The 20,733-nt window shown below is 68.9% G+C and carries 25 protein-coding genes; 16 read left to right on the top strand and 9 right to left on the bottom strand.

Annotated features, from left to right (window positions below; genetic code table 11):
- The first annotated feature begins 14 nt into the window (after positions 1-14).
- From E0H92_RS24355 to E0H92_RS24385, 7 genes are read left to right on the top strand one after another with little or no spacing between them, the layout of a single operon-like run.
- The gene (locus E0H92_RS24355) at positions 15-1,295 is read left to right on the top strand and encodes a TadA family conjugal transfer-associated ATPase (protein WP_131460012.1); all 1,281 of its coding nucleotides are present in this window, start codon (positions 15-17) and stop codon (positions 1,293-1,295) included.
- Positions 1,295-2,155 carry a type II secretion system F family protein gene (locus E0H92_RS24360; protein WP_131460011.1) on the top strand — a complete coding sequence of 287 codons (861 nt, stop codon included), beginning with the start codon at positions 1,295-1,297 and terminating at the stop codon, positions 2,153-2,155. Before E0H92_RS24355 ends, E0H92_RS24360 begins: the two co-directional genes overlap by 1 nt.
- Entirely contained in the window at positions 2,152-3,090 is a 939-nt protein-coding gene (locus E0H92_RS24365; protein WP_131460010.1) for a type II secretion system F family protein, read from the top strand. Before E0H92_RS24360 ends, E0H92_RS24365 begins: the two co-directional genes overlap by 4 nt.
- A gap of 14 nt (positions 3,091-3,104) precedes the next feature.
- Positions 3,105-3,302: a hypothetical protein gene (locus E0H92_RS24370; protein WP_131497826.1), complete on the top strand. Its 198-nt coding sequence runs from the start codon at positions 3,105-3,107 to the stop codon at positions 3,300-3,302.
- Positions 3,302-3,688, top strand: a complete 387-nt coding sequence (locus E0H92_RS24375) for a TadE family protein (protein ID WP_131497827.1) — start codon at positions 3,302-3,304, stop codon at positions 3,686-3,688. The genes E0H92_RS24370 and E0H92_RS24375 overlap by 1 nt, the downstream gene beginning before the upstream one ends.
- Positions 3,685-4,134: a TadE/TadG family type IV pilus assembly protein gene (locus tag E0H92_RS24380; RefSeq protein ID WP_131460007.1), complete on the top strand. Its 450-nt coding sequence runs from the start codon at positions 3,685-3,687 to the stop codon at positions 4,132-4,134. The genes E0H92_RS24375 and E0H92_RS24380 overlap by 4 nt, the downstream gene beginning before the upstream one ends.
- Positions 4,135-4,163: 29 nt before the next feature.
- Positions 4,164-4,562 (top strand): pilus assembly protein TadG-related protein, encoded by a 399-nt coding sequence (locus E0H92_RS24385; RefSeq protein WP_131497828.1) that lies wholly within the window; start codon positions 4,164-4,166, stop codon positions 4,560-4,562.
- Positions 4,563-4,571: 9 nt separating this feature from the next.
- Here E0H92_RS24385 and E0H92_RS24390 read toward each other — a convergent pair whose 3' ends face one another.
- Positions 4,572-5,372 carry a Rossmann-fold NAD(P)-binding domain-containing protein gene (locus E0H92_RS24390; protein WP_131497829.1) on the bottom strand — a complete coding sequence of 267 codons (801 nt, stop codon included), beginning with the start codon at positions 5,370-5,372 and terminating at the stop codon, positions 4,572-4,574.
- Between the two features lie 70 nt (positions 5,373-5,442).
- Between E0H92_RS24390 and E0H92_RS24395 the strand changes: the two genes are divergently transcribed.
- The 3 genes from E0H92_RS24395 to E0H92_RS24405 are packed head-to-tail and all read left to right on the top strand — an operon-like array spanning position 5,443 to position 7,928.
- Positions 5,443-6,054 (top strand): TetR/AcrR family transcriptional regulator, encoded by a 612-nt coding sequence (locus E0H92_RS24395; protein ID WP_131497830.1) that lies wholly within the window; start codon positions 5,443-5,445, stop codon positions 6,052-6,054.
- 16 nt (positions 6,055-6,070) lie between these two features.
- Entirely contained in the window at positions 6,071-7,192 is a 1,122-nt protein-coding gene (gene prfB / locus E0H92_RS24400) for a peptide chain release factor 2 (RefSeq protein ID WP_131497831.1), read from the top strand.
- Positions 7,176-7,928 carry a pentapeptide repeat-containing protein gene (locus tag E0H92_RS24405; protein ID WP_131497832.1) on the top strand — a complete coding sequence of 251 codons (753 nt, stop codon included), beginning with the start codon at positions 7,176-7,178 and terminating at the stop codon, positions 7,926-7,928. Before prfB ends, E0H92_RS24405 begins: the two co-directional genes overlap by 17 nt.
- Here E0H92_RS24405 and E0H92_RS24410 read toward each other — a convergent pair.
- Positions 7,891-9,339, bottom strand: a complete 1,449-nt coding sequence (locus E0H92_RS24410; RefSeq protein ID WP_131497833.1) for an MFS transporter — start codon at positions 9,337-9,339, stop codon at positions 7,891-7,893. The two genes, E0H92_RS24405 and E0H92_RS24410, sit on opposite strands and share 38 nt — an antisense overlap.
- A gap of 102 nt (positions 9,340-9,441) precedes the next feature.
- Between E0H92_RS24410 and E0H92_RS24415 the strand changes: the two genes are divergently transcribed.
- The gene (locus tag E0H92_RS24415; RefSeq protein ID WP_131497834.1) at positions 9,442-10,347 is read left to right on the top strand and encodes a helix-turn-helix transcriptional regulator; all 906 of its coding nucleotides are present in this window, start codon (positions 9,442-9,444) and stop codon (positions 10,345-10,347) included.
- On the opposite strand, the gene E0H92_RS24420 is transcribed toward E0H92_RS24415, so the two are convergent.
- Both E0H92_RS24420 and E0H92_RS24425 read right to left on the bottom strand, forming a co-directional pair.
- The gene (locus E0H92_RS24420; RefSeq protein ID WP_131497835.1) at positions 10,340-12,217 is read right to left on the bottom strand and encodes a cellulase family glycosylhydrolase; all 1,878 of its coding nucleotides are present in this window, start codon (positions 12,215-12,217) and stop codon (positions 10,340-10,342) included. The genes E0H92_RS24415 and E0H92_RS24420 overlap by 8 nt on opposite strands.
- 116 nt (positions 12,218-12,333) lie before the next feature.
- Positions 12,334-13,242: a LysR family transcriptional regulator gene (locus E0H92_RS24425; RefSeq protein ID WP_131497836.1), complete on the bottom strand. Its 909-nt coding sequence runs from the start codon at positions 13,240-13,242 to the stop codon at positions 12,334-12,336.
- A gap of 73 nt (positions 13,243-13,315) precedes the next feature.
- Between E0H92_RS24425 and E0H92_RS24430 the strand changes: the two genes are divergently transcribed.
- Entirely contained in the window at positions 13,316-14,215 is a 900-nt protein-coding gene (locus E0H92_RS24430; protein WP_131497837.1) for an EamA family transporter, read from the top strand.
- On the opposite strand, the gene E0H92_RS24435 is transcribed toward E0H92_RS24430, so the two are convergent.
- Positions 14,157-14,831, bottom strand: a complete 675-nt coding sequence (locus E0H92_RS24435; RefSeq protein WP_131459996.1) for a flavin reductase family protein — start codon at positions 14,829-14,831, stop codon at positions 14,157-14,159. The genes E0H92_RS24430 and E0H92_RS24435 overlap by 59 nt on opposite strands.
- A gap of 33 nt (positions 14,832-14,864) precedes the next feature.
- Here E0H92_RS24435 and E0H92_RS24440 point away from each other — a divergent pair, with 33 nt between their 5' ends.
- Complete coding sequence (locus E0H92_RS24440; protein ID WP_202873792.1) at positions 14,865-15,908, top strand: serpin family protein; 1,044 nt, start codon at positions 14,865-14,867, stop codon at positions 15,906-15,908.
- On the opposite strand, the gene E0H92_RS24445 is transcribed toward E0H92_RS24440, so the two are convergent.
- Positions 15,899-16,573 carry a TIGR03943 family putative permease subunit gene (locus E0H92_RS24445; RefSeq protein ID WP_238152492.1) on the bottom strand — a complete coding sequence of 225 codons (675 nt, stop codon included), beginning with the start codon at positions 16,571-16,573 and terminating at the stop codon, positions 15,899-15,901. The two genes, E0H92_RS24440 and E0H92_RS24445, sit on opposite strands and share 10 nt — an antisense overlap.
- Positions 16,570-17,580: a permease gene (locus tag E0H92_RS24450; RefSeq protein WP_238173572.1), complete on the bottom strand. Its 1,011-nt coding sequence runs from the start codon at positions 17,578-17,580 to the stop codon at positions 16,570-16,572. Before E0H92_RS24450 ends, E0H92_RS24445 begins: the two co-directional genes overlap by 4 nt.
- A 110-nt stretch (positions 17,581-17,690) precedes the next feature.
- On the opposite strand from E0H92_RS24450, the gene E0H92_RS24455 reads away from it, so the two are divergent.
- Entirely contained in the window at positions 17,691-18,830 is a 1,140-nt protein-coding gene (locus tag E0H92_RS24455; RefSeq protein WP_131497838.1) for a serpin family protein, read from the top strand.
- Here E0H92_RS24455 and E0H92_RS24460 read toward each other — a convergent pair.
- Together E0H92_RS24460 and E0H92_RS24465 are read right to left on the bottom strand one after the other, a co-directional pair.
- On the bottom strand, positions 18,811-19,353 hold the full coding sequence (locus E0H92_RS24460; protein ID WP_131497839.1) for a TetR/AcrR family transcriptional regulator: 543 nt from the start codon (positions 19,351-19,353) through the stop codon (positions 18,811-18,813). The genes E0H92_RS24455 and E0H92_RS24460 overlap by 20 nt on opposite strands.
- The gene (locus E0H92_RS24465; protein WP_131497840.1) at positions 19,328-19,759 is read right to left on the bottom strand and encodes an SRPBCC family protein; all 432 of its coding nucleotides are present in this window, start codon (positions 19,757-19,759) and stop codon (positions 19,328-19,330) included. Before E0H92_RS24465 ends, E0H92_RS24460 begins: the two co-directional genes overlap by 26 nt.
- A gap of 84 nt (positions 19,760-19,843) precedes the next feature.
- Between E0H92_RS24465 and E0H92_RS24470 the strand changes: the two genes are divergently transcribed.
- Positions 19,844-20,047: a hypothetical protein gene (locus E0H92_RS24470; RefSeq protein WP_131459991.1), complete on the top strand. Its 204-nt coding sequence runs from the start codon at positions 19,844-19,846 to the stop codon at positions 20,045-20,047.
- A 1-nt stretch (position 20,048) separates the two neighbouring features.
- Positions 20,049-20,723, top strand: a complete 675-nt coding sequence (locus E0H92_RS24475; RefSeq protein ID WP_131497841.1) for a PhzF family phenazine biosynthesis protein — start codon at positions 20,049-20,051, stop codon at positions 20,721-20,723.
- Positions 20,724-20,733 lie beyond the last annotated feature (10 nt).

Here is a 20,733-nt window from a genome sequence, read left to right on the forward strand (position 1 = left end):
ACACGGGGAGATCGATGACTGCGGACAGGCTCGACGCGCACCGCTCGGGCTGGGGCGGTGCCATCGAGCTGATCGACGCGCAGGTCCGCGACGTGGTACGCCGCGAAGGTATCGACCCGCTCCGGGACCCGGGCGCCGTGAACTCGATCGTCGCCACCGTCGTCCGGGAGTACGACGAGCGCAGTCTGAGCGGTGTGGTGCCGCCGATCGGCGACCTGGAGGCGGTCAGCCGCGAGGTCCACGACCGGGTCGCCGGGTTCGGGCCGCTGCAGCGGTACCTGGACGACCCGTCCGTCGAGGAGATCTGGATCAACGAGCCGAGCCGGGTGTTCATCGCCCGCGAGGGCCGGCACGAGCTGACCACAACCGTGCTGACCGAGGAAGAGGTCAGCGACCTGGTCGAGCGGATGCTGAAGACCACCGGCCGCCGGATCGACGTGTCGCAGCCGTTCACCGATGCCCGGCTGCCCGACGGAAGCCGCGTCCACATCGTCCTCGGCGGCATCACCCAACGGTATGCGGCGATCAACATCCGCAAGTTCACCGTCCGCGCGACCCGGCTGACCGACCTGGTGCAGCTCGGCTCGCTGACGCCGCACGCGGCCGCGGTGCTCGAGGCGTCCGTTGCCGTCGGCCTCAATGTGCTGGTCTCCGGCGGCACGCAGGCCGGCAAGACCACGATGCTGAACGCGCTGGCCGGTTCGATCCCGGGCAGCGAGCGCGTGATCAGCTGCGAAGAGGTCTTCGAGATCAAGCTCCCGATCCCCGACTGGGTGTCGATGCAGACCCGGCAGGCCGGTCTCGAAGGCACCGGTGAGGTGCGGCTGCGCGACCTGGTGAAGGAGTCGCTGCGGATGCGGCCGTCCCGGGTGATCGTCGGCGAGGTCCGCGGCGAGGAATGCCTCGACCTGCTGCTCGCGCTGAACAGCGGCCTGCCCGGTATGTGCACGATCCATGCGAACTCGGCGCGTGAGGCGCTGACCAAGATGTGCACGCTGCCGCTGCTGGCCGGTGAGAACATCGGCTCCCGGTTCGTGCTGCCGACGGTGGCCGGCTGTGTCGATCTCGTCATCCATCTCGGGATCGCGGCGGACGGGCGCCGGCGGGTGCGCGAGATCGTTGCCGTGACCGGGCGGCTGGAGGAGCAGGCGATCGAGACCGAGACTCTGTTCAGCACCCACGACGGGTACCTGCGGCGCGCCGAGGGACAGCTGCCGCATCCGGAGCGGTTCCAGCAGGCCGGGTACAACGTGGCCGGGCTGCTCACCGAGTTGCCGCGCGGGGCGGCGAGCTGATGGGGCTCGTGATCGGGCTGTTCTTCGGTGTCGGCCTGTTGCTCGTCATCGCGGCGTTCGTGGCGCCGGCGGAGGCCGTGCCCGGCGCGGACGGGCGGCTGCGCGGCAAGAGCCGGGACCTGCTCGCGAGCGCGGGGATCGAAGGGCTGACGCCGGGGGCGTTCATCGGCGCCTGCGTGATCATGGCGCTGGTCACGTTCCTGCTGATGTTCGCGGTGTCCAGGACGTTGCCGATCGGTGTGGTGTTCGCGCTGATGGCCGGCTGGCTGCCGATCGCGCTGGTGCGGTCGCGGGCCCGGAAGCGGCTGGCCGAGTTCCGTGAGCTGTGGCCGGACGTGGTGGACAACATCGCCTCGGCGGTCCGCGCGGGGCTGTCGTTGTCGGAGGCGCTGGCTCAGGTGGGCGAGCGCGGGCCGTTGCCGTTGCGTGAGCCGTTCCGGCGCTTCGGTGCGGACTACGCATCGACCGGCCGGTTCGCCGAGTCGCTCGACCGCCTGAAGGCGCGGCTGGCCGACCCGGTCGGCGATCGCGTCGTCGAAGCGCTGCGGATCGCGCGCGAGGTCGGCGGCGGCGACCTCGGCCGGTTGCTCCGGTCGCTGTCGTCGTTCCTGCGCGACGACGCGCGCACCCGGTCCGAGCTCGAGTCCCGGCAGTCGTGGTCGGTCAACGGTGCCCGGGTCGCGGTCGCGGCGCCGTGGCTGGTGCTGCTGATGCTGTCCTTCCAGGGCGACGTCATCCAGCGGTACAACACGCCGGTCGGCGCGCTGATCATCGCCGTGGGCGCCGTGATCTGCGTGATCGCGTACCGGGTGATGCTGCGGATCGGCCGGCTGCCCGAGCCCGAGCGGGTGCTGCGATGAGCCCGATGCTGCTCGGTGGTTTCCTCGGCGGGGTGCTCGGCGCCGGGCTGCTGATCGTCGTCCTGCGGTTGCCGTTCCTGCGCAAGCCGACGGTGGACGAGCGGATCTCGCCGTACCTGCGGGATCTCGGTGCGCCGGACGTGTTCGTCGGCGTGATCGACTCGCGGTCGCCGTTCTACGCGATCCTGCGGTTGTTCGGTCCGTCGCTGCGGTCCGCCGCACTTCGGCTGGAGCGGATCCTCGGCGGCGCGAACACGATCCGCCGGCGTCTGCAGCGGGCCGGGCTGGACCGGTCGGTCGAGGAGTTCCGGATCGAGCAGCTGCTCTGGGGAGCGATCGGCTTCGGCGCGGGGATCGTGATCTCGGTCGTCGCCGTCGCGGTCGGCCTCGGGGACCCGGTGGCGCTGCTGGTGTTCTGTCTGGTGCTCGGGATCACCGCGCTCCTCGGTCGCGACACGTACCTCACGGCGCAGGTACGGCGACGTGAGCGGCGCCTGCTGGCGGAGCTCCCGACCGTTGCCGAGCTGCTCGCGTTGTCGGTCGCGGCCGGTGAAGGTCCGGCCGCTGCCCTCGACCGTGTCGCGCGGTCGTCCCGCGGCGAGCTGGCCAACGAACTGAAACGCGTCCTGGCGGAGACCAGGGCAGGAGAGACATTGGTCCGCGCGCTCGACGCGCTCGCGGACCGCACCGGGTTGCTGGCGCTCTCGCGCTTCGCGGACGGGCTGGCGGTTGCGCTCGAGCGCGGAACGCCGCTGGCCGACGTACTGCGGGCGCAGGCTGGCGACATCCGGGAAGCCGGACGCCGCGAACTGATCGAGTCCGGCGCCCGGCGCGAGGTCGCGATGATGGTCCCGGTGATCTTCCTGGTCCTTCCGGTGACCATCGCGTTCGCCTTCTACCCGGGCGCTGTCGGAATCCGGCTGATCGCCGGATGAATCGAGGAGAGGTCATGTCCCTATACCTGACGAGGCTGTTCCTGATGTTGCTGCTGAAGCCACGTCCGGCGCGGAAGGAACGCGGCGACGTACCCGGCTGGGTGCTGATCACCGTGATGACGGCCGGCCTGGTCGTCGCGATCTGGCAGCTGGCCGGCGACCAGCTCGCGATCATGCTGAAGAACGCGTTGTCGTCGGTCACCAACAAGTAATGCGCCGGTCCCGCGGCGAGCGGGGGTCGGCGGTCGTCGACTTCGTGCTGGTCTCGACGATCCTGGTGCCGTTGTTCCTCGGCATCCTCCAGGTCGGCCTGTTCCTGTACGTGCGCAACACGGTGACGGCCGCGGCCTCCGAAGGTGCGCACTACGCGGCGGTGCTCAACCGGGAGCCGGCCGACGGTGCGGCACGCACGCGGGAGCTGATCAGCGGCGCCGTGACGGACGGCCTCATCGACTCCGTGTCGGCGGAGGAGATCGACGTCGACGGGCAGCCCGGCGTCGAGGTGGCCGTGCACGCGCACATGCCGCCGCTCGGGCTGTGGGGACCGGGGATCGCGTTCACCGTCGAGGGACATGCGGTGAAGGAGACCGGCGAGTGAGGCGCCGCCGGGACGAACGCGGGAGCGCGGTCGTCGAGTTCTCCTGGCTGGCGATCCTGCTGATGGTTCCGTTGGTGTACATGATGCTGGGCGTGTTCGACGTCCAGCGAGCGTCGTACGGCGCGACCGCGGCGACCCGGGCGGCCGGGAGGGCGTTCGTGATCGTGCCGGACGGGGTGTCCGAGGACGAGGCGCGGGCGCGCGCGTTCGAGGCCGCGGAGCTGGCGATGAAGGACCAGGGGATGGAGCTCAGCCCGGACGAGCTCACGATCAGTTGCGATCCGGCCTGTCTGCAGCCGGGGTCGACGGTCACGGTCACCTTGGAGACGAAGGTCCGGCTGCCCCTGATCCCGGACGCGCTCGGTGGCGAGCCGCCGGCGATCCGGATCAGTTCCGCGCACACCGAGGCGTTCGGCGACTACCGCCAGGCGAAGGGCACCGGATGACCCGGCGGAGGCGGGGCGAAGAGGGGCAGATGACCGTGCTGATCGTCGGGTTCACCGTGGTGATCCTGCTGATGGTTGTCGTGGTCACCGATATCTCGAAGGCGTTCCTGGTCCGCCGTGATCTCGACGCGACCGCGGACGGCGCTGTCCTCGCGGCCGCGAACGGTCTCGCCGCGGTGTACGCCCAGCCCGGCGCAGGCGGCAACGCGGTGATCGATCCCGACCAGGCGCGGCGGCTGACCGCGGACTATCTCGACGATGTTGCCGCGGGCAACAGGTTCGACAACCTCGACTGGTCGGTGGATGTCGAGGGTACGACGGTGACGGTGCGGCTCAGCTCCACCGCCGACCTCCCGTTCCAGCCGCCCGGCTTCCCGGGCACGGCCGACGTCGCCTCCGAGGCCGCCGCCATCGTCCCGATCCGCTGACTGGCATCGTCAGGTGAAGAGGCCGGGATTGTCGGTGAGCCAGGTGGTGAAGGTTCGGGCGGTGTGGCCGGTGAGGAGTTCGACGCCGGGCTCGATGGCGGCCGGCGTACCGACGCGCGACGCCCAGTAGGCCAGCAGGGTCTCGCGCTGCCCTTCGTCGCGCATCCCCATCTCGGCGCGGGCCTGGTCGGGAGTGAGGTCGACGGCCTCGATCGGTACGCCGGTGACCTCGGTGATCAGCCCGATCTGGTGCCGGCGCGTCATCGACTCCGGTCCGGTCAGCGGGTACCCGCGACCGTCGTGCCCGTTGCCCGGACCGTCGAGCAGCACCCGCACGGCCGCGTCTGCGATGTCCTGCTCGTGGATCGGCGCTTCCTCGGCCTCCAGGTAGGGCAGCCGGATCTGACCGATCGCGCGGACTTGGTGGGCCCAGTACTTCGCGTTGCTCATGAACGCGCCGGGCTGCAGCCGGGTCGTTGCGTACGACGCGTCGGCGACCACGTGCTCGGTCTTCGCATGGGGATCCTCGGGACCACCCAGTGCGGACAGCGACGAGAGCAGGACGACCTGCTTCACGCCGGCGGCCTCGGCCGCGGCCACGAAAGCGGACGCTGTCGACGGGGCGGAGTACAGGAACACCTGGCTGATGTCGCGCAAGGCCGGTGCGGGGTCCGAAGGGTCGTACGCGACGGCCGACGGGAGGGCGGAGGGTTCGCGGCTGGCGACGCGGACGTCCTGTCCGGCGGCGATCAGGCCGGCGGTGACGGCGCGGGCGATCGCGCCGCGACCGCCGGTGACGAGAACAGTCATTGGATGTGCTCCAAAATTAGAGTGACTACAACAATGGAATCAGTAAAGCAGATCCGCTAGGGTCGGTGCAATGGAGCTCGGGCGGCGGGAACGCAAGAAGCAGCAGACGCGGCAGGCCATCTCGGACGTGGCCACCACGCTGTTCCTCGAGCGCGGCTTCGACGCGGTCACCGTCGCCGAGGTGGCGCGGGCGGCGGATGTCGCCGTACAGACGGTGTTCAACCACTTCCCGGCGAAGGAGGACCTGTTCTTCGACGAGCCCGGGTGGTGGACGGGGCCGGCGCGGGCGATCCGTGAGGCGCCGCCCAAGGCGGATCCGGTCGATGTGCTGGAGGCGGAGTACCTCAAAGGGACCCGGGAGAGGCTCGAAGTCGGGCACCTCAAGACCTGGAAGCAGTTCGTGCGCACGATCGAGAGCAGTCCCGCGCTCCTCGCCCGGCGCCGGCTGACCGCCGACGAACTCGAGAAATCCCTCACCGAGGCACTCGACGAGCGATCGCCCGATCACCTGCGGAACCGCCTGATCGCAGCCTTGTACGCCGCCGCGCAGAAGGTCCTCGAGGAGCAGTTGATGAGCGCGCTGCCCGACGACGCATCACCCGACGAACTCGAAAACGCGCAGGCAGCGCTGGAGCAGGCGATCGGCCAGGTCTTCGCCGTTCTTCGTCGCGGGCTCGCCTGAGCTAAGCTGCTTAGTTGTGGCTGGACTGGATTTTGACGCGGAGCTGAAGCAGCTCGACGCGACGATGACCTCGATCGAGAAAGTGCTCGATCTTCCTGCGATGCGCAAGGAGATCGACGAGCTCGGCGAGCAGGTCGCTGCGCCCGATCTCTGGGACGACCAGGCGAACGCGCAGAAGGTGACGTCGCGGCTGTCCAGCCTGCAGGCCGATGTCGAGCGGGTGACGAACCTGCGCGGCCGCCTCGACGACGTCGGCGCGCTGGTCGAGCTGGGCCGCGAGGAGAACGACTCGGACAGCCTGGCCGAGGCCGAGAAGGAGCTGGGGTCGGTCGCCAAGGCGATCCAGTCCCTCGAGGTCCGCACGCTGCTGTCCGGCGAGTACGACGAGCGCGAGGCGCTGGTGACGATCCGCTCCGGCGCGGGCGGTGTGGACGCCGCGGACTTCGCCGAGATGCTCCAGCGGATGTACCTGCGCTACGCCGAGCGGCACGGGTACCCGACCGACGTCTACGACACGTCGTACGCCGAAGAGGCCGGGATCAAGTCGACGACGTTCGCGGTCAAGGCGCCGTACGCGTACGGCACGCTGAGCGTGGAGTCCGGGACGCACCGGCTGGTGCGGATCTCGCCGTTCGACAACCAGGGCCGCCGGCAGACCTCGTTCGCCGCGGTCGAGGTGGTTCCGGTGCTCGAGCAGACCGACGAGATCGACGTACCGGAAGAAGAGCTGCGGATCGACGTGTACCGGTCGTCCGGTCCGGGTGGCCAGAGCGTCAACACGACCGACTCCGCCGTCCGGATCACGCACATCCCGACCGGCACCGTGGTCTCCTGCCAGAACGAGAAGTCCCAGCTGCAGAACAAGGCCAGTGCGATGGTCATCCTGAAGGCCAAGCTGCTCGCGCTGAAGAAGGCCGAGGAGCGGGCCCAGATCGACGCGCTGCGCGGGGACGTGCAGGGCTCGTGGGGCGACCAGATGCGCTCGTACGTCCTGCACCCGTACCAGATGGTGAAGGACCTGCGGACGCAGTTCGAGTCGGGGAACACCTCAGGTGTGTTCGACGGTGAGATCGACGAGTTCATCGAGGCCGGCATCCGCTGGCGCCGCACCGGCCAGACGGTTGCCGAACAGAACTGACCTGCAGGCCGACTGCGGTAGCTGCGTCGGCCTCTGCTGTGTCGTCCTGACGTTCGCGCGGTCGGCGGATTTCGCGATCGACAAGCCTGCCGGTGAACCCTGCCCGAATCTGAGCGACGATCACCGCTGCACGGTCCACAGCCAACTCCGCTCCAAGGGCTTCCCGGGCTGCACCGTGTACGACTGCTTCGGCGCCGGCCAGGAGCTGTCGAAGCGCGGGCCGGAGATGTTCGCCGCGCTCCCGATCCTCCGGCAGCTGCACGAACTGCTCTGGTATCTCACCGAAGCCCTTGAATACAACAAGGATCTGCAACCGGCGATCGATCGAGTGGAGGTCGTGAGCCGTACGGCGGACCTCACGACCGTCGACGTGGCGGCGGAGCGGGCCGTCGTCAACGAGCTGCTACTACGGACCAGCCAGCTCGTCCGCGGCAAGCAACCGAAGAAGAAGGAACGCCGCGGCGCCGACCTCATCGGTGCGCGCCTGCACCAGGCCGACCTCGCGAAAGCCAACCTGCGCGGCGCCTACCTGATCGGTGCCGACCTCACCGGCGCAGACCTCCGCCAAGCGGACCTGATCGGCGCCGACCTCCGCGACGCCGACCTGAGCGGCGCTGACCTGACGGGCGCCCTGTTCCTCACCCAGTCCCAGATCAACGCCGCTCGGGGCGACCACGCCACCAGGCTTCCGAAGGCGGTTACGCGCCCTTCCCACTGGTCCGCAACTGGTGCGTGACCGGCGTCATCAGCAACGAGATTGCGGTGATCGCGAGCGCTACGGCGGCTAGTGCGCCGCCCTGGTCCCAGGAGGTACCGGCCAGAGCCAGGTACGCCGTACCGACCGTGGCGGCCCCCAACGCCAGGCACGTCTGCTGGCTGGTGAGCAGGATGCCGCTGCCCAGACCTGCTTGAGCAGGCGGGACCTGGCTGAGCACTACGCCCATCAGCGGCACCATGACGAGGCCTGAGCCGAAGCCGGCGATCAACATCGGTACGGCGAGCTTCAACGGGCTCACGTCCGGCCACAGGGTGAGGGCGACGGCCGCGAGTACGGCGTACCCGACGCCCTGGATGATCCAGCCGCGGACGATGAGTCCCGCGCCGTACCGGACCTGCAGCCGCGGGCCGTAGATCGAGGTGATCAAGAAGCCGACGGCCATCGGCAGAAGGCTCAGACCGCCTTCCAGCGGAGACATGCGCGCCTCACCCTGGGTGGCGAGCGCGAAGACGAACATGAAGCCGCCGAACGTGGTGAAGAACGCCACTGCGAGCAGGAGGCCGATGCGCATCGCCTTCAGCCGCAGCACGGTCGGTGGAATCAGCGGAGCCGCACCGGACCGCTCAGCTCGGTGCTGGTGCACACCGAGCAGCACCACGGCCGGAATCGTTGCTGCCAGGCACAGCCACGTCCAAAGCGGCCAGCCGAGTGGCCGGCCCTCCGTGAGCGGCAGGAGCAGGAGGACCAGCGTCAGAGCGAGCAGAGCGGCTCCAACGAGGTCGACGCGCTGTGCCTTGTCTGCCTTGGTTTCCGGGATCAGCCGGATCGCCGCAGCCACGCCCAAAAGGCCGACCGGTACGTTGACGAGGAACACCGCGCGCCAGCCGAGGTCGAACACGTTCGCCTCGACGAGTACGCCACCGAGGATCTGGCCGAACGCTGCAGCTGCTCCGCCGGCCACGCCGTACATGGCCATCGCTCGGGCGCGGTGCTGGCCCGTCAGGAGGCTGGTGATCGTCGCCAGCACCTGTGGGGTGACGGCGGCACCTGCAGCGCCTTGGACGACCCGGGCGACGAGTAGTACGCCGATGGTCGGGGCGATGGCGCAGATGAGCGACATCACGGTGAAGCCGATCAGGCCGATCAGGAAGAGGCGCTTGCGGCCGAACGTGTCGCCGAGGCGACCGCCGACCACCAGCAAGGTCGCCACGGCGATCCCGTAGCTGCCGACGACGAGCTGGAGCTCGCCGGAGGTGGCGCGCAGGTCGGAGCCGATCGCGGGCAGGGCGACGTTGATGACGAAGAAGGAGAGCATCGGCAGGAAGGCGCCGAAGATGAGAGTCGTGAGCGCCACCGGCTTGAGCGGCACCGCGGCGGCCTGCGGCCGAGCGGTGACCGGGGTGGTGGCAGCCTGGAGCTGGTCTGTCATGAGGTCCAGCCTGCGCGCGCTCGGAGCCTGGTGGTGAGAGCCTGCTTATCCTATTACTCGCAGCACCTGGCACCCGGTTGCGCCGGTGTCCATGATGGAACCATGACCACTGTCCCAGCTGCCACCGACACTACGGCGACGGCCCGGCGCCGCGAGCTCGGAGTGTTCCTGCGGAGCAGGCGCGAGCGCATCCGCCCGGACGAGGTCGGGTTCGCTCCGGGCGGCCGGCGCCGTACGCCGGGGCTGCGGCGCGAGGAGGTCGCGCTACTCGCGGGAGTGGGCGTCACCTGGTACACGTGGCTGGAGCAGGGCCGTGACATCAACGTGTCCGCTCAGGTGCTGGACGCGATCGCGTCGGCGTTGCGGTTCGACCGGCAGGAGCGCAGTCACCTGTTCCGGCTGGCCGGGCTGCGGTTCGGTCCGGCGCAGGGCGTGTGCTCGGCGCTGCCTCCGTCGGTGCAGAAGACGCTCGACGCGGTCACGCCGTACCCGGCGGTCGTCCTGAACGAGCGGTACGACATCCTCGCCTTCAACGAGGCGTACTGCCGGGTGGTGCTCGACCTCGACACGGTGCCGGTCGAGGAGCGGAACATGCTCTGGCTGAACTTCGTCTCCGACGGGTGGAAGTGCAGTTTCGTCGACGCCGAGATGACCAAGCACCACATGGTTGCGTCGTTCCGCGCGGCGTCGGCCGATCACCTCGGGGACGCGCTGTGGCAGGACCTGATCCAGGGCCTGCTCGGCAGTTCGACGTACTTCGCGGAGCTCTGGGAGCGGTACGACGTCGCGGCGCCGAGCACCCGGACGAAGATGCTCGAGATCGACGGCTACGGCCTGCTGCGGATCGAGCCGATCAACCTGTGGCTGTCGCAGCTCGGGCCGCTCCGGGCTACGGTGTACACCGCCGCGGACGACGAGACCGAGGACAAACTTCGAAGGTTGGTCGGCCCGGCTGACGGGGCGGGTCAGCCGGGCCGGGACCACGAAGGTCACATGAGTTTCAGGTAACCGGGATGCCTGGGTTGGTGAGGGCCTTCCCGCCGGTCATCGTGTTGCTGCGGTCGATCGTCACCTTGCAGCTGGAGGCGTTGTAGTTGGTGATGTTGAACGCGTACCGGCCGCTCCCGGTCGCGCCGGTCAGGTCGGACTTGTTGCCGCGGAACACCGTCCCGCAGCCCCAGCCGGACTGCTGGGTGTGCGTCTCGTACCCGTTGTTCGTGGTGTTCTTGCCGGTGTTGTTCTCGATCACATAGTTGTTGCCTTTGACATCGATCCAGCTGTCGTCGTAGTTCGCGCCGGTGAGACCGCGCCCGTCGAAGCTGTTACCGGACACGAGCCCGCCGGTCGTGCCCTCCTTGAGGTCGACCGCCTCGCCGCCGACGTCCGGGCCGATCGTGTTGCCGAGGATCTGCACGTGGTCGGACTTGTCCGAGGTGCCGCCGGCGCTGCCGACGTACACGCCCTCGCCCATCCCGCGACCGTCGTTGCCGGTGTCGTAGATCCGCGAGTTCTTGATCACGCCGTACGTCGAGCTGTTCCGGAAGTGCACGCCCTCCATGTCCAGCCCGTGCACGGTCACGCCGTCGATCGTGACGCGGGTGGCGCTGTCGATCATGATGCCCTTCTGCCCGCCGGTGACGGTGATCCCGCGGACGTTCCAGTACGACGCGCCGTTCAGGTGCAGGCCGTACCCGCCACCGGCCTTCAGTACGGCGTTCGCGGAGCCGGTCAGCGTGATCGGCGCCGAGGATGTGCCGTCGACCGTGGTCTTGAAGTTGCCGGTGTAGGTGCCGTCGGCGAGCTTGATGGTGTCGCCGGGCTTGGCGTTCGTCAGCGCGTCCTTGAGCTCCGCGGACGTGCTGACATCGGTGGTTTCGGTGGCGGCGGTGCGGTTGCGGATGTGATCGCGGATCCACACACCGGCCGGCTTGAGTACCGACGTACCGGCGAAATCGTTACCGGCGCAGGTGCCTTCCTTGAAGACCGCGCCGGAACGGAAGTCGTCGGAGAAGTTCCAGTTGGTCCAGCCGATCTGCTTGCTCTCCAGGAAGTCCAGGTACTTCTGCGACCAGGTGAAGTCGTTGCCGCCGTCACCGGTGTACGTCTGGGTGCCGAACTCCGTGACGAACAACGGGATCCGGTCCGCGGCGCGGGACAGCGCGTCGAAGTACTCCTGTTTGTGCGACGCGGCGTAGAAGTGGAACGTGTACATCAGGTTCGTCGCGTTCACGGGGTTGTTGATGACGTCGGCCTCGCTGCCGCCGTCGGAGACGCCGAGCGACGCCCAGCCGTGGGTGCCGACGAAGATCACGCCGTCGGGGTCCTTGGCCCGGATCACCGGCACCATCTGCTCGGCGTACGACTTGATGCCGGCCCAGCTGACGCCGTTCGGCTCGTTGGCGATGTCGTAGATGATGTTCTTCTTGTCCTTGTGCCGTTCGGCGATCTCGGTGAAGAACGTCTTCGCCAGGCCCAGGTTCGCGTTCGGGTCGCCCGGGTCGAGCTGGTGCCAGTCGACCAGCGCGTACATACCGCGCCGGGTCGCCTCTTCGATGTAGTTGTTCACCAGGTTGGTGAACTTCTCCGGGTCGGTCTCGTAACCGTCCTCCTGCACGTACATCGAGATGCGCAGGATGTCGGCTTTCCAGTCGTTCGCGAGCGCGTCCAGGGACGCGGTCTTGACGCAGTTGGCGTACCACTGCAGGCCGTGGGTGCTCATGCCGCGCAACTGGACAGGTTCGTTGCGCTCGTTGCAGAGCTTGGTGCCGCAGACATGCAACTGCCCGTTGCGGCCGACCGGGGTGTCGTCGGCCTGAGCGCTCACGGGTAGGAGGGTGGAAGCGGCCAGCAGTGCGCCGGCCAGGAGCGTGTGGATCATGAACTTCCTCCGAGGGGCGTCGGGGAAATCATTAGGAAGGTTTCCTAATAGTTCAAGCGAACCTAACGGCAGGCGCGGAACGCTGTCAATTGGTCGCGCAAGGTGATCATGAATGATCAGGCGGTGTCGCGGGCAGGCCAGGCGGCATTGAGCGTCGCGAGCGTGACGGTGATCGCCGGGCGGCGGGACGTTGTCGTGCGCCAGACGGCGTACAGGCGGCGGCTCGGAGCAGGTTGCAGCGGTACGACGACGACGCCGTCGGGGACCGGTCCGCGGCCGAGCCGGGGGAGCAGTCCGATGCCGAGGCCGCGGGCGAGCATCGCGAGCTGGGTCTGGTACTCCGCCACGGAGTACGCGACCTCCGGCTCGACGCCGGCGCGGCGCATGGTCCGGATCAGCCACTCGTGGCAGATCGACCCGACCGGCTGGCAGATCCACCGCTCGCCGACCAGATCCTCTGCGCGGACGAACTCCTTGCCTGCCAGGCGATGCGTCGCCGGCACCAGTACGTCGGCGGGATCGGAGCCGAGCTTCACCCGCGACAATCCCTCGGGCAGCCCGAGTGGGGTGTTGTGCCAGTCGTGGACGATCGCGATGTCGATCTCGCCGCGGTTGACGGCGGCCACCGCCTCGAACGGATCCGTCTCGACGACCCGGATGTCCAGTCGATCGTGCTCGTCGATCAAGCGCGCGAGGGCAGGCGGCAACAGCCCTCGTGCCGCGGTCGGGAACGCGGCGATGCTGAGCGTCCCGATCGCCTGACCGCGTTGCTCCTCCAGCGTCAGCTCGGCGTCCTCGACCAGCTCGAGAATCCGCGCTGCCGTCGACGCCAGCTGCTGGGCCGCGTCGGTCAGCACGATCCCGCGGCCCTGCCGCTCGATCAGTGTCGTCCTGGTCTCCCGCTCCAGTTTCGCCAGCTGCTGCGACACCGCGGACGGCGTGTATCCGAGCACCTCGGCCGCCCGATTGACCGATCCGTACAGCGCCACCGCGTGCAGTGCCCGGAGTCGCCCGAGATCGATCATGAAGCACTCCTACATCGTTAGCGGTAGCAATCGGTGCTGGTCCTTAAGTGTACTCCGGCCAACACTGGACCGTATGAAGCCTCGTGACCTGCTCCTCGCCCTCGCCGTCGTCGTTGTCTGGGGCATCAACTTCGTCGTGATCGAGGTCGGCCTCGAAGGGATGCCGCCACTCCTGCTGTCGGCGCTGCGGTTCTTCTTCGCGGCCGTCCCCGCGATCTTCCTGCTCGGCCCTCCACGCGTCGCCTGGCGGTACGTCGTCGGCGTCGGACTCGCACTCGGGGTTGCGAAGTTCGGGCTGCTGTTCATCGCGATGGATCACGGCGTACCGGCCGGGCTGTCGTCGCTCGTGCTGCAGAGTCAGGTGATCTTCACAGTCCTGTTCGCGATCGCCGTACTGCGCGAGCGGCCGCGGCCCGCGCAGCTCGCCGGCATCGTCATCGCATGTGTCGGGATCGTGCTGATCGTCCTCGACCGCAAGCTGTCGGCGCCGCTGGGCGCGTTGCTGCTGGTGATCGTCGCGGCCGGGTTCTGGGGTGTGGCCAACATGATCACCCGGTACGCGAAGCCGCCGGACACGCTGCGCTTCATGGTCTGGGCCAGCGCGGTCGCCGTCGTACCCCTCCTGTTCCTCTCGCTGCTCACCGAGGGGCCGACGGCGGACGCCGACGCGATCCGCGCGATCGACCTGAGCGGCATCGGCGCGATCGCGTACCTCGCCTTCGGGGCGACCCTGTTCGGGTTCGGCGTCTGGGGTTGCCTGCTCCGGCAGTACGACGCCAGCACGGTCGCACCGTTCTCACTGCTGGTCCCGGTCGTCGGGATGTCCGCCGCGTGGGTCCTGCGCGGTGAGGCCGTCGGCCCACAGCAGGCGATCGCGGCGGTGCTGGTGATCGGCGGCATGGCCTGCACGATCATCAGGCGCCGGAGCCCGCGACCGACGGAGACCCGTGAACTGATGAAGGCAGCTGCGTGAGCGGCGGCATCTGCCACCCGCGCGCCAGCGACGAGGGGTACGCCGGAGCGCCGCCCGCGAAGTACTCGGTGAACTTCATGATCAGCGGGTCCCAGCGCAGCGGGTCGATGTAGCGGTCGTTGCTCATCAGCAGGTCCTCGCGAACCCGGACCCGCTCGACCGTCATCTCCAAGGCGCACAGATGCGAATCGGGCCCGCCGATCCCGCGGATCGTCTCGATCCGGCCCTCGAGGTTGATCGGGCTCTCCTGGACCGAATCCGGGCCGGACAGTTCACTCGGCTCGCGGGTCAGGCCGCCGGCGGCGAACTTGTCCGGCACGTACCGGTACCCGCGCGCCCGCTTCGACTCCGACATCTCCTCCGACCCGGTCAGCAGTGCGATCCGGTCGAGGGCCGCGACCATGTCCGGCTCGACCAGGTTCAGCACGAGCTCCGGCCGCTCGACGAGGTTCTTCACGGTCTGCGAGCTCGTCGCCATCCCGAGCATCGCGGTGTATCCGAGCCACCAGGCGGACGACATCGGGGCGAGGTTCGTGGTGCCGTCGGGGTTGACGGAGCTGATCAGGACGACGGGCGTACCGAAGTACAGGACCTTGGGCTCGACTGTGCGCTTCATGCGAATGAAACGCAGATGCGACAGGATGTGTGAGTGGACGCATCTCAAGTCGCTCGGCTGACTGCTCGATGGATCGCCGAACTGCCCGGCGAGGACAGCACCGTGATCTCCGGTCTCGGCGTACAGCCGCTGCTCGCGATGCTGGCCGAGGTCGCGGACGAGCCCGCTCACACCGAGCTGGCCGAGGCCGCGGGCGGACGGTACGGCGGCCTGCTGCAGGCGCCCGAGCTACGGATGGCGTTGGGGCTGTGGACGCGACCGGAGATCGAGCTGCAGCCGGGCGTGGATCGCTTCCTGCCGCCGGAGGTCCGTGGGACGTTGACCGATCGCGCCGCGCTCGACGCGTGGGTGGTCGAGCAGACGGACGGACTGCTGCAGCGGATGCCGGTCCAGCTCACGCCTGAGGTGTTGCTGGTGCTCGCGTCGGCGCTGGTGCTGAAGACGGAGTGGGCGCTGCCCTTCGAGGAGTACCCGCGGAACGATCGGCGGTGGCTGAGCCGGGCGGACACCGACCTCGACAGCTTGCAGGTGTACGACAGCGCGGCGGGGCCGTTGACCGTGGTGACGGTGCGGGGGACCGGTGAGTTCGACGTACGGCTGGTGGTTGGTGACAGTGGTCGTGCGGCCGTGCTGTCCGCTGCGTTGGAGCTCGACGGGGACGGGGTGAGCGGGTCCGAGCTGCTCGCAGCGGAGCGGTCGGCGCCCGGTGTAGAGGTGATCGAGTCCATGCAGCCGACCGTCGCGCTGTCGATGCCGTACTTCGAGATCGAAGCGGAGCATGACCTGCTGGAGCATCCCGAGGTGTTCGGGCTGACGTCCGCGTCGGACGCGAGCAGCGGGCACTTCCCGGGGCTGAGCCCGCAGCCGTTGGCGATCGGGCAGGCTCGGCAAGCCGTGATGGCGCGGTTCTCGGCGACCGGGTTCGAAGCGGCCGCGGTCACTGCGATGGCCATGGCTGCCGGCGCGGCGTTGGGTGCGAAGGCGCTCTACCTGAACCTCGAGCGGTCGTTCGGCTTCATCGCCGTACATCGACCGACCGGGACGCCCGTCATCGCGGGCTGGGTCAACTACTCGTAGGGGTTGGCGGGCGCGGCCACCGGCTTGACGGTCTCGACGGTGAGTGCGGCGACGTCGCCGTCGGTGCGTTTGGTCGGTTCGGCCCATTTGCCGGTCACCGTGATCCATTGGTTCTTCGGCGGTGCGGCCTGACCGCGGGCCTCGACCATGAACGCCGTACCGTCCGCGACGCAGCAGGTCAGACCGATGCGGGTCACGTACCAGACGCCGTTCTTCGCGGGGGTGACGAAGCCGGTCAGCTGGAACGACTTGCCCTGCATCGTGTCCTTCTCCCACACCGCCCAGACCGCGTAGTCGCGCACCGTGATGGGTTTGGGGCCTGCCGACTCGTCCCAGTAGGTGTTCCCCTGTGGGGCGACCGGTTTCGCGGCGACGGGTGACTGCCGTTGCGCGGCATCCGCGCCGAGCGCGGGCGGGTCCACGACGAGCAGCGCGAAGATCGGCACCAGAAGCAGCCAGGCGGCCCGCGGCAAGCCGTGCCCATGGTCCTGCCGGGACTTGACGAGTACGTCGGTCACCGCCAGCGCGACCAGTACGACACCGGCCGCGAGCAGCATCCACCGCATCCCGGGCTTCACGTACCGCAAGTACGTCCCGGACGTCGCGAGCTGCACCATCGCAGCCCCGACGAACACGATCACCAGCCCGGCAACGTTGCGCTTCACAACAACCACCACCCCACGAGAAGACTGGCCAGGAGGGCGACCACGAAGGTGGCCGGGGCGAAACGGACGGCGAACTTGGGGCCGAAGGTTCCGGTCTGCAGGGCGATCAGTTTCACGTCGACGATCGGGCCGACCACCATGAATGCGAGCCGCGCCGTCAGCGAGAACTGGGTCAGGCTCGCCGCCACGAACGCGTCCGCCTCGGAACAGATCGCCAGCAGTACGGCGAGCAGCCCGAGAATCAGCACCGACAGCAGGAGGTTCCCCGCGACGTGGTCGAGCCAGGCCCGCGGGACGACGACGTTCAGCGTGGCCGCGGCGGCCGCCCCGACCACCAGGAACCCGCCGGCGTGCAGGAAGTCGTGCAGCATCGCGGACCGGAACACCTCGAACTTGCCGTCGTCGTGCGCGTGCCGGTTCTTCGGCATCTTCAGCCACGACCCGCCCTTGCCGGTCAGCAACCACAACCAGCCGAGGATCATCGACACCGCGAGCGAGGTCACCGCGCGAGCGACCACGACCTTCGGCTGCCCGGGGAACGCCACCGCGGTCGACGCCAGTACGACCGGGTTGATCGCGGGCGCGGACAGCAGGAACGCGATCGCCGCGGCCGGGGTGACGCCGCGGTTCATCAACGCCGCCGACACCGGCACCGACGCGCACTCGCAGCCCGGGAGCACGACACCGGACGCACTGGCCACCGGTACGGCGAGCGCGGGATGTTTCGGGAGCGCCTTCGCGAAGAAGGAGGCCGGGACGAAGGCGGTGAGGGCGGCCGAGAGCAGTACGCCGAGCACGAGGAACGGCAGCGCCTGCACGGTCACGCCGACGAACATCGTCGCCCACGTCCGGATCCCGTCGTCGGTGAACCACGCATTGAACAGCCGCCGTCCGAACAGCGCGAGTCCGACCAGCAGCACGAGCGTCGCGGTGAACGCGATCGAGGACCCGGACGGTTCTTTCTCCGTCGTCTCGGGCACTTCCTCGACCTCGGTTGGCGTACTCACGGTGCGCATCCTGGCACAACGGAGTGCGTCCGGACGACCACCCACCGCGCCCTTGAAATGAAAATCAGCGTCATTCCGGCAAATACTCGGTGTGTGGCAGTGTTGAGGGTATGGATGCCGACGTGGTGCGCGCAGTCAACGACCTCACCACCCGCTGGGCCCGGACGCTGCCCGCGGAGAACACGGTGGTCGCCGGGCTCGGTCTCTGGCCGCTGCTGGCGATCCTCGCGACCGGCGCGGACGAGCCGGGACGCGCCGAACTCGCCGCGGCCGCCGGGGTGGATCCGGCCACCGGGTCGACCGACGCGATCCGCCTGATCGAGGCGATCGAGGCCTCCGCCGATCTGAATGCCGCGCTCGGCGTGTGGGTCAGCGAGCAGCTCAAGCTCGCCGAGTCGTTCGACAGCGTGATGCCCGCGCCGCTCGTCGGCCTACTGACCGGCAACCCCACCGTGGACAAGGCGAAACTCGACGCCTGGGCCGCCGAACACACCGACGACCTGATCCGTGAGATGCCCCTCAACCTCGACGCCGACGTCATGCTGGTCCTCGCGTCGGCATTGCTCCTGCGAACCACCTGGGTCCGGCCGTTCACCGAACAGGTCCGTCGGGTCGGCAAAGGCCCGTGGGCGGGTTCGTGGCACTGGCTCGAGCGCACGGATTTCGACCTGGACACGGTCCGCCGGTACGACGACCTGACCGTGGTCACGGTGCGCGGCGACGAGGATGTCGACGTACTGCTGGGGATCGGCGACGATGCCCTTCCGGCGCTGCTCGACGCGGCCGCGCGGCCGAACGACGGCGTACCGGGAAGTCAGCTCATTACGGAGGACGAGCCCGGGCCGGGGCTGTCGATCGGGCGGAACACGGCGTCGCGGCCGGATCTGAAGGTGTCGCTGCCGTCGTTCAGCATCGAGGTCGAGCACGATCTGCTCGCGGATCCTCAGCTGTTCGGGCTGGCCGCGGTCACCTCGGATCCGGGGGCGCGCGGGCACTTCAGCGCGCTCAGCCCGACGCCGCTCCAGGTCGGGCAGGCCAAGCAGAAGGTGCTCGCGCGGTTCTTCGCGACCGGGTTCGAGGCCGCGGCGGTGACCGCGATCGCGATGACCCGGGCCGCGATGGTCACCCGGCAGGAGCGTCGCCTGGAGCTCACGTTCGACAGGCCGTTCGCGTTCACCGCCGTACTGCGGGACTCGCGGTTGCCGATCGTGGCGGGACGGGTCGAGCGGCCTACCGAACCGGGAGCGTGAACAGCCGGTTGAGCAGCGCGGACGCCTCGTCGACGCCCGCGCGATCGCCGGTCAGGAGCAGGTCGAACAGCAGGCCCCGCGAGGCGGCCAGACCGAGCCGCGCGTACGCCGGGGCCTCCTCCGGCGGGAGGCCGGCGCGGATACAGAGCTCGATCAACGGAGGCAGCCAGACGTTGATCAGGTCGGCCTTGAGGGAGTCGGTGTGCGGGAGGTCCTGCATCGCGTGGGCGCTGAGCTCGAAGAACAGCGGGCCGTAGACGAGCGCAGCCTCAGTGACGCGGCGCCAGAATTCCTCCGCCTGCTCCTCGACCGGGAGGTCCGACAACGCGGCGAGGAGGTCGCGTTGCTGCTGCTCGACCGTGCGGACCACCTCGGCGAGCAGACCCTCGCGGGAACCGAAGTGGTAGATCAGCATCCGGTGACTGGTGCCGATCGAGGTCGCGATACCGCGCAGGCTCGCGTCCCCGATCCCGTTCTTCGCGAAGTGCTCGACGGCCTCAGCCAGCAGGCTGGCTCGACTCACTGATCTCCTTCAGTTTGGTAGTCTCGGTGGCGATGTAGTCGCGAGTGAGCTTGGCGTACAGCTTGCCGAAGAGCCAGCCGAGCGGGCCCTCCTGGATGACCGTCGCGGTCGCGACGGTGCCTTCCGGCGTGCTGATCACGCGGTGGCCGCCGGTGGTCTTGATGCCGGGGGCCTTCGAGACCCATTCGAAGTACTCGCCTTCCTTGAGCTCGGTCACCTCCCAGACGGCCACCGGGAGCTTGGGCTGGCGGATCCGGGTGCGGGCGCCGATGTGGATCCGGCCCGCGTCCAGCCGCTCGACGGAATCGACGGTCGGGGTCCAGTCGGGCCACCGCTCGACGTCGCTGAATACCTCCCAGACCCGGTCGGCCGGGGCCTGGATCGTGCTGGAATGATCGAAGCGCATGTACCAAATGGTACATCAGGTGTGTGTGAGGCTTCGGCGGGCGGTCTGCGGACCGGGCACCGACGGCAGGTAGGGTCTTGGGCCATGGCTGACCAGAACGTCCCGCAGAACATGCAGAACCTGGAGAACGAGCAGGACCCGGGCGCGAACACCCAGATGTTCCGCGCCTTCGTCAACGAAGGCGCCACCGAGGCCGCCAGCGAACCGAAGGTCAACGGGCGGATCCTCGCGATCGTCGGCGGCGCGGTGCTGCTGATCGCGATCATCGCCGCGATCGCCGTTCTCTGACTTGAACCTCCCGGTAGAGGTCGTCAGGGTCTTCACCGACCCGGACGGCCGGTTCGGCAACCCACTGGGCATCGTCGACGGCCGCCTCGTCGGCGAGAGCGACCGGCAGCGCGTGGCCGCCGAACTCGGCTACAGCGAGACCGTGTACGTCGACGACGCCGCCACCGGCACGCTCCGTATCTACACCGCCACGGGCGAGATGGCGTTCGCCGGCCACCCCACCGTCGGCGCCGCCGCCTGGCTCCACACCCACGGCCACCCGGTCGACACCCTGCACGTCCCCGCAGGCTCGATCCAGGTCACCCGCTCCGGCGAGTTCTTCGCCGTCCGAGCCGACACAACCTGGGGTAGCCCCTGGGACTGGCGCCAGCTGGCAACTCCCGACGACGTCCTGGCAGCCGACCCTTCGTCGTACTCAGCCGGCCACACCTTCCTCTGGTCCTGGCAGGACGAGCCCGCCGGCATCATCCGGGCCCGAGCCTTCGCCCCCGCCATGGGCGTAGTAGAAGACGAAGCCACAGGCTCAGCCGTCACCCAACTGACCGCCCGGCTGACCCGAGACCTCCTGGTCATCCAAGGCACCGGCTCCCACCTCCGAACCACCTGGCACCCACCCGGCCACGCCACCGTCGGCGGCCGCGTACTGCCCGCCGACCCGCGAACCCACACGATCTGACGAAGAGAAC

The sequence above is a fragment of the Kribbella speibonae genome (assembly GCF_004331375.1).
GTDB classification, from domain to species: Bacteria; Actinomycetota; Actinomycetes; order Propionibacteriales; family Kribbellaceae; genus Kribbella; species Kribbella sindirgiensis.

Bases quoted from the DNA above. Each gene is read 5' to 3' on its own strand.
- E0H92_RS24355 (WP_131460012.1), top strand. From the start codon at position 15: ATGACTGCGGACAGGCTCGACGCGCACCGCTCGGGCTGGGGCGGTGCC.
- E0H92_RS24360 (WP_131460011.1), top strand. From the start codon at position 1,295: ATGGGGCTCGTGATCGGGCTGTTCTTCGGTGTCGGCCTGTTGCTCGTC.
- E0H92_RS24365 (WP_131460010.1), top strand. From the start codon at position 2,152: ATGAGCCCGATGCTGCTCGGTGGTTTCCTCGGCGGGGTGCTCGGCGCC.
- E0H92_RS24370 (WP_131497826.1), top strand. From the start codon at position 3,105: ATGTCCCTATACCTGACGAGGCTGTTCCTGATGTTGCTGCTGAAGCCA.
- E0H92_RS24375 (WP_131497827.1), top strand. From the start codon at position 3,302: ATGCGCCGGTCCCGCGGCGAGCGGGGGTCGGCGGTCGTCGACTTCGTG.
- E0H92_RS24385 (WP_131497828.1), top strand. From the start codon at position 4,164: ATGACCGTGCTGATCGTCGGGTTCACCGTGGTGATCCTGCTGATGGTT.
- E0H92_RS24390 (WP_131497829.1), bottom strand. From the start codon at position 5,372: ATGACTGTTCTCGTCACCGGCGGTCGCGGCGCGATCGCCCGCGCCGTC.
- E0H92_RS24395 (WP_131497830.1), top strand. From the start codon at position 5,443: ATGGAGCTCGGGCGGCGGGAACGCAAGAAGCAGCAGACGCGGCAGGCC.
- E0H92_RS24410 (WP_131497833.1), bottom strand. From the start codon at position 9,339: ATGACAGACCAGCTCCAGGCTGCCACCACCCCGGTCACCGCTCGGCCG.
- E0H92_RS24415 (WP_131497834.1), top strand. From the start codon at position 9,442: ATGACCACTGTCCCAGCTGCCACCGACACTACGGCGACGGCCCGGCGC.
- E0H92_RS24420 (WP_131497835.1), bottom strand. From the start codon at position 12,217: ATGATCCACACGCTCCTGGCCGGCGCACTGCTGGCCGCTTCCACCCTC.
- E0H92_RS24425 (WP_131497836.1), bottom strand. From the start codon at position 13,242: ATGATCGATCTCGGGCGACTCCGGGCACTGCACGCGGTGGCGCTGTAC.
- E0H92_RS24430 (WP_131497837.1), top strand. From the start codon at position 13,316: ATGAAGCCTCGTGACCTGCTCCTCGCCCTCGCCGTCGTCGTTGTCTGG.
- E0H92_RS24435 (WP_131459996.1), bottom strand. From the start codon at position 14,831: ATGAAGCGCACAGTCGAGCCCAAGGTCCTGTACTTCGGTACGCCCGTC.
- E0H92_RS24455 (WP_131497838.1), top strand. From the start codon at position 17,691: ATGGATGCCGACGTGGTGCGCGCAGTCAACGACCTCACCACCCGCTGG.
- E0H92_RS24465 (WP_131497840.1), bottom strand. From the start codon at position 19,759: ATGCGCTTCGATCATTCCAGCACGATCCAGGCCCCGGCCGACCGGGTC.
- E0H92_RS24470 (WP_131459991.1), top strand. From the start codon at position 19,844: ATGGCTGACCAGAACGTCCCGCAGAACATGCAGAACCTGGAGAACGAG.